We start from the raw sequence: 11,448 nt of genomic DNA, 5'->3' as shown, positions 1-11,448 counted from the left end.
AGAAGTTCTCTAAGTTTAAAAAGATATTTAAAAACTTTAAATATGCCGATGAGGTAACATTTGAAGAGCTTAAAAATAGCAATATATTTATTTTAGGTGCTAAAAACGCACTTTTAAATCAAATCTCTATCGCATTTGAAATGCAAGGTGATGCTAAAATTGAGATGTTTAAAAATCCTATGAATGAGGAGTATGTTGTTGCTGTTTTTGATATGCAAAAGCTATCAGAATCTTTTTTTTACAAACTCCAACACCTTGGAAAATACTCTGAAGTAGTTTTTGAAGATGAGAAGATTGTAGACAAGAGAACTAAAGTATCCCAAAAGGGTGTTATTTATAATATAAACAGCGATTCATACGCAATAAAGTCAAAGACACAGAATTTAAATGATGTAATCGAGGAGATAGCAAAAAACAGAGTCGTATATATTGGAGAGAAACATACTGAGTTTTCAAGTCATCTAAATCAGCTTAAAATTATTAAAGCCATGTATAAGCATAACCCTCATCTCTCAATAGGTATGGAGATGTTTCAGAAGCAGTTTCAGAAATATTTAGATGACTATATAGCAGGAAAAATAAGCGAAAAAGAGATGCTCACCAAAACAGAGTATTTTAAGAGATGGAAGTATGATTATGAGCTGTATCGTCCAATTATTCTTTTTGCAAAAGAGAAACACTTACCGATTATAGCGCTAAATATAGATAGGGATATAACAAATAAAGTGGTAAACGGAGGTTTTGATGCGCTCTCAAGTGATGAACTCGCTCTGATTCCTAACTCAATAGATTTTGATAACCAGAAATATAAAGAGCAGTTAAGAGGTATATTTGGTATGCATCAATCAAAAAGTTTTAAAAATTTTGATGAATTTTATCATGCACAGCTACTTTGGGATGAGTCTATGGCAGAGAATATGGTAAGCTTTATGCAGAAAAATCCAGAGCACTCAATGGCTGTTTTAGCCGGTAACGGACATATTATGCATGGGCATGGAATTCCAAACAGAGCCAAAAGAAGAGGAGTAGAGGGTGGTATAATAGTCTTAAATCTTACAGATCCTGAACCGGGCATAGCTGATTATCTCCTCTATCCATCGGCTGTAACGACTAAGCAAGCAAAAAAACTCGGTATATACTTTAAGGATGATAATAATTTAAGTGTCAAAAAACTTGTTGAACATTCACCGGCACAAAAAGCAAAGATTGAAGCCAAAGATAGTGTTTTAGCAATAAACGGCATTAAAGTAAAAAGCATAACCGACATTAAAACAGAGCTTGCCTTTGTAAATGAGAGCTTAGTTTTGACACTTATGAGAGGTTCTAAAAAAATTGACGTAACGGTAAGTTTCTCGGAATAGATTTTGGATTATCTAAAAACAATTTTAATATCTTTATGTAGCAGTGAGCGGTTAAATCTGTTTTTTGGTTCTTTTAAATCTGCAATGCTTGTTCCGGTATCTAAAAACTCTTGAATGTAGTAGTTGTTTTTATAGCCACGGCTATTTAAATCAGCAATAATCTCATTTATATCATCAGCGTTAAGCAGATCAGAGTGGAGTGTTGTTCTGGCTTCAAAGTTAATTGTGTTGCCGATTAAAAAATCAAGTGTCTTAGAAAACTCGTCAAACTTGTTTGAGTGTGTTATTTGGGTAAATTTCTCTTTGGGTGCCTTATAGTCAAGTGCCACATAATCCAGAAGATTTAACTCAATTAACTCTTTTACATGCAGATAATTTGTGCCGTTGGTATCGAGTTTAATTTTAAAACCGAGTTCTTTTATCTTGTGGCAAAACAGAACCAAATCATAAGAGGAGGCTTCGCCGCCAGATAAAACAACAGCTTCGAGTAAATTTACTCTAGTTTTTAAGAAATCAAGAATATCTCTGTAGCTGTATTTGCCATCTTTGGCAAAAACTATATCTTTGTTGTAGCAGTAGTCGCAGCGCATATTGCACCCACTAAACCACACTATACAAGATAGGTGGTCTGGATAATCCAAGTGGGTAAATGATGTTAAATCATATATTACATTAGCACTCAGTGAATTGTTTTCTTTGTTTGTGCTCACCAGTTTTCCCTACATTAAAACTCTCAACAGGTCTGTGATAACCCATAACTCTTGTGTAAACGATACACTTTTGTCTTCTGTCTTTTAACATAGCTAAAGCTTCATTTTTGCTCATTGTTTTTACCTCCTTTATTAAGATGCGATAGTGACTTCGCCCAAAAGCTCTTCGTCACATTTTGGACAAAACTCATGTTCACCAGCTATATATCCATGTTTTGGACAAACAGAAAATAGCGGTGTTACCGTTATATACGGAAGTCTAAAGTTTGTTATTACGTTTTTAACAAGCTTTCTACAAGCTTCTATGGAACTTATTTTCTCCTGCATATAGAGGTGAAGAACAGTTCCGCCAGTGTATTTACACTGTAAATCGTCTTGAAGTTCGAGTGCTTTAAATGGATCATCCGTCAAATCAACTGGAATTTGTGAAGAGTTTGTATAGTAGATATTATCCTCCATTCCAGCTTGAAGAATTGAGTCGCCGTAGCGCTTCTTATCCTCTTTTGCAAATCTATAAGTAGTTCCCTCAGCAGGAGTTGCTTCAAGATTGTAAAGATTTCCAGTTGTTTCTTGAAACTCTACCATTGTGCTGCGAATATACTCAAGAAGGTCGATTGCAAACTCCTCACCACGTTTGTCACTAATATCGTAGCTATCACTTGTAAAGTTGCGAATCATCTCATTCATACCATTAACACCGATAGTTGAGAAGTGATTTTTAAATCCGGGAAGATATCTTTTTGTATATGGAAAAAGACCTCTGTCGTACATCTCTTGGATAAACAGACGTTTTTTCTCTAGCGTAGATTTCGCATGTTGCATCAGCTCGTCCAAACGCTTGTAAAGACCCTCTTTGTTTCCCTTGTAAAGAAAACCTAAACGAGCCATGTTAATGGTAACAACGCCGATAGAACCTGTCATCTCAGCTGAACCGAAGAGTCCGCCTCCACGCTTTAGAAGTTCACGTAAGTCTAGTTGAAGTCTGCAACACATACTTCTTACATGTCCAGGCTTATATGCCTCCTCATTTGGAACTAAGTTTCCATCAGCATCACGTTTATACTGTGAACCGATAAAGTTTTGAAAGTAAGAGGAACCTACTTTTGCCGTATTTTCAAATAGGATATCTGTGTTTTCTCCATACCAGTCAAAGTCTTCAGTGATATTTACTGTAGGAATCGGGAATGTAAAAGGCTGACCCGTCAAATCCCCCTCAGTCATAATCTCATAGTAAGCCTTGTTTATCTGGTTCATCTCTGGCTGAAAATGCTTGTATGTCATATCTTTAAGAGAGTTTGCCCCTCTATGTTTTGCTTCTTCTTCAAGTTCGCTATCTAAAACATTTTTAAAAAGATGAAGCTGCATTGATGTTGGAGTTTGATCTTTTAAATCCTCCGGTACTGTCCAGTCTATTGTGATGTTAGTAAAAGGTGATTGTCCCCAACGAGCCGGTACATTAAGGTTATAAACAAAACTTCTGATAGCTTTTTTTACTTCATTGTACGGCAGTTTGTCTTTAAATACGTATGGCGCTAAATAGGTGTCGAACGAACTAAACGCCTGAGCACCTGCCCACTCTGATTGGAGTATCCCTAAGAAGTTTGCCATTTGACCCAATGCTTCACGAAAATGACGCGGTGCGCTGCTCTCAACTCTGCCTCTAACACCGTTAAAACCTTCATCTAGTAAAACACGAAGAGACCAGCCTGCACAGTAACCAGTAAGGCAGTCTAAGTCGTGGATATGATAATCACCGTTGCGGTGAGCATATCCTTCCTCTTTTGAGTAGATTTTATCAAGCCAGTAGTTTGCTATGACTTTACCTGCTGTGTTGTTTACAAGTCCTGCGTTGGAGTAACCGGTGTTTGAGTTGGCTTTGATGCGCCAGTCAGTTCCTAAGATATACTCTTCTATAGTTTGTGTGGAATTTATATAAGTAGTATCTTCATCAAGTGCATGCTCTCTTTGCATCTTGTGTGTATGACGATAGACCATAAATGAGCGCATAACATCAAAATATCTTGCTTTATAGAGCTCTTTTTCTATTAAATCTTGTATATCTTCTACTGCAACGACTCTCTTGTTTTTGAGTTGTGTAAGAACATTGAAAAATATTGCGCTATCATATGTAACGCTTTGAGATTTGAAAGCTTTTTTTACAGCGTCTTCAATTTTAAAAGATAAAAACTCTTCATGCGTGCCATCTCTTTTTAAAATATTTTCAACCATTACAGCTCCTCTTTTTTAGATTATAATTCGTAGTTTATAAGATAAGAAGTTAAAAACATATAATGAAAAGCGTCACATACGTGTCACTAAAAGCTCTATTAATTGCCCTAGGGTATAATTATGAGATTGTAAAAAATTGTAAAAAATTTCATCTTAATAGATAAGTAGAAAAAATGAAGAAATATTTAATAACATCAGAAGAATTTTACACAAATATTCCAGACATTTTTCACTCAAAGTTACATTTGCAACTGAAAGAGCATCGTCCTTCACATGTTCTTTATAGAGATAAATCAAATCCAGACTATAACAAGATGGCGACACTTTTTGCGGAAGTTTGCGCCGAGTACAAGGGGCTTAAAAGCTTTTTACACCAAGATGTAGGGTTGGCAAAAAAGCTTGGAGTAGCAGGAGTACACCTGACATCAACTCAGTTTACAAAGATACAAGAGGCTAAGAGTTTGGGACTGGAAGTCATAATAAGCACTCATGCTCATGAGGAAGTTTTGCTAGCTCAAAAACTAGGTGCGGATGCAGTTACATACAGTCCAATATTTACTTCACCAAACAAGGGCAAGCCTAAAGGTATAGATGATTTAAAGGAGCTGCTAAAGATATGCAAGATAGACGTTTTTGCGCTTGGTGGAATAGTAAGTGAGGAGCAGATAAAAAAGCTAAAAGAGACAGATGTTTACGGTTTTGCTTCTATAAGATATTTTATGTCATAACTTAAGTTTTACATATTTTTTTCTTATTTTGTTTCAATTATTCTCAACCTCTACCTTGCCTGTAATTTAACAATTTTAGTTAATACACAGTCAGATATTTTTTTTGAGTACAATACTATCAATATATAAAATTAAGACGTTAAGGATTTTTCATGTTTTTTTCTACTCTATGGGAAAAATAAGCGAGTTAGAAAACTTAAAATATGAAGTAAAGAGTGTTGAGTCAAGCGTACAGATGCTACGCCGCAACGAAAAAGATTTTTTGTCTAGACATGATTTAAAATATCATGCCGAATATAATGAAAACTTTGAAAAGCTTATAAAGAGTGTTGATAGATTGCATATAGAATTTGAGTCAAATAGCGTTAACGCAGACAAGATTGAAAATCTAAAAAATATATTAGAGGATTACTCAAAGAATTTTACAAACATTGTTTTAACTCAGCAGAAAGTGGGTTTAGGCCCAAAAGATGGTCTTTATGGCTCGCTAAGAGAGAGCGTGCATAATCTAGAAGATTTACTGAATAAAAATCAAAACTATAAGCTTCATACAGATATATTAATGTTGCGCAGAGCAGAGAAGGACTTTATGCTTCGAAGTGACCTTACATATTTTGAAAAATTCAATAAATCATTAAATGTCTTTTTAGCAGATCTCAAAGATGCAAAATCATCAGAATATAATCAGGTTTTAGCTCTGCTTAATGCTTATTCAAAAGATTTCCATAATCTAGTAGGTGGATACAAGGAGATAGGTTTAACTCAAAAAGATGGAATGTTAGGAGAGATGAGAGAGACGATTCATAAAGTAGATGAGTTGTTAAGCGAGCTCTCTAGCAGCGCAGATGCTTTTTTGGATGAGAAAAACAGAGATATAAAAAAGTTGATGTTAGTTATATTCTCGGTTTTACTTGTAACTATGATTGTTTTTGCGTTGATTGTTATTAAGAAAATAAATTCACAAATAAAAACAATAAGCGATTCTGTGAATAAGATAACAAAAACCAAAGATATATCATCTCAGATTATTATAAGTGGCAAAGATGAGCTTAGTATGCTAGCTAAAAATCTAAACATAATGTTTGTTGAGCTTAGAGGTGTGATAGCAGATGCAAAAAACAGCTCTATTGAGAACTCTTCTATCTCTCATGAGCTATCAACAACTTCAATGCAGGTTGGTAGAAATGTTGAGGAGTCGGTTGAGATTATAAATGAAACTACAAAAAGAACGACTCTCATAACAGATGAGTTTTAACTCAAAGCAGATGGATGAGTTGGTAAAGATATCAAATAGTGTGTAGAGTAAGATAAACTCTACTACTACAATTGTAAATAATGCGACAAAAGCTGCCGATAATACAGTTGATGATTTTCAAAATACAGCATCAAGCATTATGTCAATCTCTTCTAGAATAGTTGAGATAAATGATATTTCTGCAAAAAATGCAAGAAGTGTGGAGGAGATTGCATCAGCATCCGAGCATCTAAACAGCATGACTTCTAACTTAACAAATAAGCTTGAGCAGTTTAAAACTTAAGTTTTCCTGCTAGATTTCCGCTGGAAAAACTCCACTGCAGGTTATAGCCTCCGCATGGACCATCAAGGTTCATAACCTCTCCACAAAAATATAGACCGTTTATAATCTTGCTCTGCATGGTTTTTGGATTTATCTCTTTTAAATCTACTCCGCCGCGGGTAATCATAGCCATTTTAAAGCCTTCATGCCCCGTGATTGTAAGTGGTGTCCAAGTAAGTAGATTTACCAGTTTTGCTTTTGCTGCCCCTGCAATATTGCTGTATGTGGCTTGTGTATTGATTTCTGCAAGTTTACACAATGCACTTGAGAGAGGAGTCGGTAGAGTGGTGGCTAAAAGCTCAAGAATAGTTGCATGCGGATTTTTTACCGCCTCATCTTTTAGATGCTTTGTAATCTGCTCCTCATTCATCCCTTTTGTAAGGTTTAACATAATTGGCACTTCGCCATGTTTATCCAACAAAGGAGTCAACTCCCTTGCAACGTCTAGAACTACAGGTCCTCTTATGCCATTTTTTGTAAATATCAGATCTCCCATAGCTTTAATCTTAGAGTGTTTTTTCATGGCAATTCTAAGTTCTACTTTGGCGATGGTATCGGCACGGCAACTCTCAACCCATCTCTCTTTGACATAAAGGGGCATCATGGCAGGATGTAACTCTGTTACTTTGTGTCCTAGCTCTATAGCCATGTTATGTCCGTCTCCCTCGGCCCCAAGAGTTGGGTAGCCCAGACCGCCTGTTGCAACTATTACACTTTTTGAGTAAAAAATATTCTCAGCAGTTTTGGCTCCGATTATCTGCGTATATTCATGGAGAAGTTTTTCAACCTTTTGAGATGTTAAAATTGATACCCCGACTCTTTGTATCTCCTCTAAAAGTGCTGATATAATTGTCTGAGAACTGTGTGAAGTTGGAAATACTCTAAAGCCATCAGGTGCATGTGTCTCAACCCCAATCTCTTTAAAAAATGTCATAAGAGCATTATGATCAAACTCTTTAAGGGCATCTTGCATAAATCTGCCGTTACGCCCAAATTTGCTCATAAACTCCTCATTTGTCAGAGTGTTTGTTAGGTTGCAGCGTCCGCCGCCTGTAGCCTTTAGTTTTGAGCCTATTTGAGAGAGTTTTTCTAATAGTAGCACACTCTTTTTTTCTCTTGCTGCCGTTATAGCTGCAATCATTCCCGCAGCACCCCCGCCGACAACAATAAGGTCATACTCTTTTCTAAAATCCATGCGACATTTTAATATAATTTTTATTATTTTATAGGTGGGACTTTAGTTGATAATTTTTAAAATAAGACGGGGATAAATTTTTGTTTTCTAGTTAAAATGTGATAAATATTTGATATTTAATCATGTTAATTTGTTAATGTTTTTTGATATAATGTTTTCGATATAAGAATTTATTATAAAGGTTTAGATATGAAAGTTAGTAGGATTTTAGCAAGTACAATAGTGGCTACACTTTTAAGTAGTGCGCTTTTAGCGGGAGATCATGGTACTCATTGGGGATATACAGGACATGATGGACCTGTGAATTGGGGTAGTTTGTCAGCTGATTATAGTTTATGCAAAAACGGTAACTCTCAGTCTCCGATAAATATTTCAAAAAGTGTTGTTGTTACAACCAAAGGTTTAGAAAAAATAAAATTTGATTACAAAACATCCGCATCGGAAGTTATAAATAACGGTCATACTATTCAAGTAAATATTAAAGATGGAAGCAGCATTGAGATAGACGAAATCAAATTTTCCTTAAAGCAAGTTCATTTTCATACACCTAGTGAAAATCAGATAGAAGGTAAAAACTTTCCTCTTGAAGCCCATTTTGTTCATGCTTCTGCTAAAGGCGAGCTAGCAGTCGTAGCATTAATGTTTGAAGATGGTAAAGAGAATCCGATAATTGAAAAAATTTGGAATAATATGCCGCATAAGGCTGGAGAAAAAGCAGATTTGACTCTATCGGCAGAGCTTATAAACAGCCTTTTGCCAAAAGATAAATTTTATTATAGATTTAATGGCTCCTTGACAACTCCACCGTGCAGTGAAGGTGTTAGATGGTTGGTTCTTCAAAATTATTCAACTATATCTTCTACTCAAACAAAAGAGTTTTTAGATATATTTCATCATGAAAACAGCAGACCTGTCCAATCAATTAACGCTAGAAAAGTAATGCAGTAGATACTATTTTTCCATAGAATATATATCGTTGTGCGTTTAAGCTCCTTGTAAATAAAGCTTATATCTCTTTATTTTAAAATATAGACGATATCAATCTTGAATTTTTTAGGAAAATTAAACACACCTTTTTCTATGTCAATAGGAAAACTATTTTTTATTGCTTCGATGGCAGATTTTTTGAAAATATCATGACCGGAGATGACTTGGATATTTTTTACGCCTCCGTCTGCAGTTATAGTAAATTCAACCTCAATATTTCCCTCTATTGCTCTTCTTCTTGCAGATCTTGGATAGGATTTATTGCTGTTGATGCGCTTTATGAGATTTGCGATAAACAACTCCCTTTTTGCTTTCATCATATCAGCATTGGCTGCTGCAACGACATTTGAGATATTTTCTTGCTTTTTTGTTTGTTCTGGCTGAGGAGTAACTTTTTCTTCAACTTTACTTTCTGTATGCTCCACTGTAGGTTCGGGTTCTGGCTCTGGCTCAACAGGTTCAGGCTCTGGTTGCGGCTCAATCGGCTTTGGTTCAGGTTTTGGCTTAATTGGTTTAGGCTTGGGTTTTGGTTTTGGCTCAATCGGTTTTGGTTTTGGCTCAATCGGCTTAGGTTCCTGCTCTACTTTAGGCTCTATTTTTGGGATAACTGTGGAGAGGCAAACTTTTTGTATATTTATAATTTTGGTAGTTTTATCACTATAAGTATCTATGGAGATAAAGTAAATAATCAATACTCCAACTAGTATATAAGCAATTGAACTAAGTATAAATGAAGAGAGATATCTATGCATGATTTTTATAACCTAATAAGAAATTATAGAGTGTAGGAAGATAAAAAAGATTTAGAATCGTTCCCCATAAAAGCCCAAAGCCAATAGCAATAGCTAAGGGTTGAAATGTTACGGCTTGAGCCGTTGCAAAAAATATCAGTGATGAAAGCCCAATAATTGTAGTAACAGAAGTAAGTACAATAGGTCTAAATCTTCTTGCGGCAAGAGTGAAAATATCATCTTTATGTGTTGCGGTTTTTATCGTTGCCATCATCAAGATACCATCGTTTACGATAACGCCTGCCAGCCCCAGCGTACCTATGAGGGAGGGGAGTGAGATATTAATACCCATAATAAAATGACCTACATAAACGCCAAGAATTGAGAAGGGAATGACCGACATTACTATTAAGGTCTCTCTTATGGAGTCAAAAAGATATAAAATAGAGAGAAAGATTAAAATCATAGCAACTATTGATGCTAATATCATCTCCGATTGCATGCTCTTTTTTTGTTCTGCTTCGCCTTTAAGTTTCAACTCCAATCCCTCTTCTTTTAATTTTTGAATTGTCGGCTCTATCTTTTGTAAGACTTCTGTCGCTGTCGTTTTAAAAGGGTCAACATTTGCAAAAACATAAAAGTTGGTATGGCCGTCATCTTTGACTAGCATCTCTAGGGCAGTCACTTTTTCAAATTCACAAATATCCTCAAGCTTTACAAAGGTGTTGTTTTGTAGAGGTATTTCGAGTTTTTTAAAACTCTCCAAATCATCTTTAAAATTGAATGATTTTATCTTTACATCCAAAAGCTCTTTTCCATCATAGATTGTGGCAATCTTAAGAGAGAGGTAGAGTTTTGAGACATAGTTACCTAGGAGTTTTTCGGTAATGCCTAGCTCCTCGCCGTAACGGTTGAGTTTAAGTTTAATCTCATCAGTACCGACTTTGATATCGTTACCAAAATATTCTATGCCCTCAATTTTGCTAAAACTATCTTCTATGGTTCTTACGGCTTTTATCGCTTTTTGATAATCATCGCTAATGACACCGATGCGAATATCCGCTTTTGTATTTCCCATCTTATTTTCCACTACCATGAGGTTGTTTAAATGAAATTTTTGTTCATACTTCTGTTCTTTTAGCCAAACTCTTAAATCTTTTGAAATATTTTGTGAGGAGATATCTCTGATTCTACCTTTTGGGTCATAATAAAAACTAAGGTAAGGCGTGATGTATTTATCTACAAAATTTTCGGGTTTCATTTTGTGTAACTCTAAAGATATATAGCCGACATACGGGTAAATTTCAGTGGTGCCGGTAGCACTTCTTCTGTATCCTGCGGTAGAGCTTACTTGCTTTACAAAAAATCTCTTCTGCTGTTTTAGTATCTCTTTTTCTAAGGTTTGCACAATATTTAAAGACTCCTCAAGTGTTGTTGTGGGATCTGCTTTAAATGTAATACTTATGGAGGAGTCGTCAAAGGGCTGAAACATCTGAAATTTTGATTTTTGTACGCCGTAAAAGATTAAAAGAGGCACAATTATGAGAAATGTCATCAGAAAACTTTTTTGATAATAAACAAGAAAGCCTAAGGCTTTTTGATAGAGTAGATTTACTCTCTCCCAGGAGCGTGTTTTTGAGTTTGAACTTAAAATATGTGTAGCATGAAGTGGCAGAAAGATAAATGACTCTATGAGCGAAGCAACAACAAGTGCACTAAAGGCTATTGGTATGAGTTGAACTATCTCTCCTAGTTTTCCGCTTATCATCAAAAGAGGTATAAAAGAAAATATAGTAGTTATAGAGGATATAACTACCGGTTTTGCGACCTCTTTTGCTCCTAGATAGGCTGCTTCTTTTGCACTGTAGCCTTTTTCAATATATTGTTGGATATTTTCACTCACAACAATGGCATCATCGACAATAATTCC

11 protein-coding genes are annotated in these 11,448 nt (G+C 35.4%); 5 read left to right on the top strand and 6 right to left on the bottom strand.

All coding sequences use genetic code 11. The features are described 5' to 3' along the window. Positions 1-1,361: ChaN family lipoprotein (locus tag M0Q17_RS08645; RefSeq protein WP_295085975.1), on the top strand; the 1,361-nt coding region annotated here is incomplete at its 5' end. Positions 1,362-1,369: 8 nt separating this feature from the next. Here the strand turns inward: M0Q17_RS08645 and M0Q17_RS08640 are convergent. Genes M0Q17_RS08640 through M0Q17_RS08630 form a run of 3 tightly spaced genes read right to left on the bottom strand, consistent with a single transcriptional unit; the run spans position 1,370 to position 4,300 of the window. After that, positions 1,370-2,071 carry an anaerobic ribonucleoside-triphosphate reductase activating protein gene (locus tag M0Q17_RS08640; RefSeq protein WP_295085973.1) on the bottom strand — a complete coding sequence of 234 codons (702 nt, stop codon included), beginning with the start codon at positions 2,069-2,071 and terminating at the stop codon, positions 1,370-1,372. Further along, positions 2,034-2,186, bottom strand: coding sequence for an anaerobic ribonucleoside-triphosphate reductase (gene nrdD, locus M0Q17_RS08635; RefSeq protein ID WP_295085971.1), 153 nt, complete (start codon positions 2,184-2,186; stop codon positions 2,034-2,036). The genes M0Q17_RS08640 and nrdD overlap by 38 nt, the downstream gene beginning before the upstream one ends. Positions 2,187-2,203: 17 nt before the next feature. After that, positions 2,204-4,300, bottom strand: coding sequence for a ribonucleoside triphosphate reductase (locus M0Q17_RS08630; RefSeq protein WP_295085969.1), 2,097 nt, complete (start codon positions 4,298-4,300; stop codon positions 2,204-2,206). A 173-nt stretch (positions 4,301-4,473) separates the two neighbouring features. Between M0Q17_RS08630 and M0Q17_RS08625 the strand changes: the two genes are divergently transcribed. From M0Q17_RS08625 to M0Q17_RS08615, 3 genes are all read left to right on the top strand, one after another. Continuing rightward, entirely contained in the window at positions 4,474-5,028 is a 555-nt protein-coding gene (locus tag M0Q17_RS08625; protein WP_295085967.1) for a thiamine phosphate synthase, read from the top strand. Positions 5,029-5,197: 169 nt separating this feature from the next. Continuing rightward, positions 5,198-6,283 (top strand): methyl-accepting chemotaxis protein, encoded by a 1,086-nt coding sequence (locus M0Q17_RS08620; protein ID WP_295085965.1) that lies wholly within the window; start codon positions 5,198-5,200, stop codon positions 6,281-6,283. Positions 6,284-6,422: 139 nt separating this feature from the next. Then, entirely contained in the window at positions 6,423-6,566 is a 144-nt protein-coding gene (locus M0Q17_RS08615; protein WP_295085963.1) for a hypothetical protein, read from the top strand. Here the strand turns inward: M0Q17_RS08615 and M0Q17_RS08610 are convergent. Beyond that, positions 6,556-7,800 (bottom strand): NAD(P)/FAD-dependent oxidoreductase, encoded by a 1,245-nt coding sequence (locus M0Q17_RS08610; protein WP_295085961.1) that lies wholly within the window; start codon positions 7,798-7,800, stop codon positions 6,556-6,558. The genes M0Q17_RS08615 and M0Q17_RS08610 overlap by 11 nt on opposite strands. A 189-nt stretch (positions 7,801-7,989) precedes the next feature. Between M0Q17_RS08610 and M0Q17_RS08605 the strand changes: the two genes are divergently transcribed. Beyond that, positions 7,990-8,748, top strand: coding sequence for a carbonic anhydrase (locus tag M0Q17_RS08605; protein WP_295085960.1), 759 nt, complete (start codon positions 7,990-7,992; stop codon positions 8,746-8,748). A gap of 68 nt (positions 8,749-8,816) precedes the next feature. Here the strand turns inward: M0Q17_RS08605 and M0Q17_RS08600 are convergent, their stop codons facing one another. Both M0Q17_RS08600 and M0Q17_RS08595 read right to left on the bottom strand, forming a co-directional pair. Next, the gene (locus M0Q17_RS08600) at positions 8,817-9,539 is read right to left on the bottom strand and encodes an energy transducer TonB (protein WP_295085958.1); all 723 of its coding nucleotides are present in this window, start codon (positions 9,537-9,539) and stop codon (positions 8,817-8,819) included. Further along, positions 9,532-11,448 (bottom strand): efflux RND transporter permease subunit (locus M0Q17_RS08595; RefSeq protein WP_295085956.1); only part of this gene is annotated, 1,917 nt, incomplete at its 5' end. The genes M0Q17_RS08600 and M0Q17_RS08595, both read right to left, overlap by 8 nt.

Origin of the sequence: Sulfurimonas sp. (assembly GCF_023229105.1) — a bacterium.
Lineage (GTDB): Bacteria > Campylobacterota > Campylobacteria > Campylobacterales > Sulfurimonadaceae > Sulfurimonas.
This window is presented reverse-complemented; position numbering and strand designations above follow the sequence as displayed.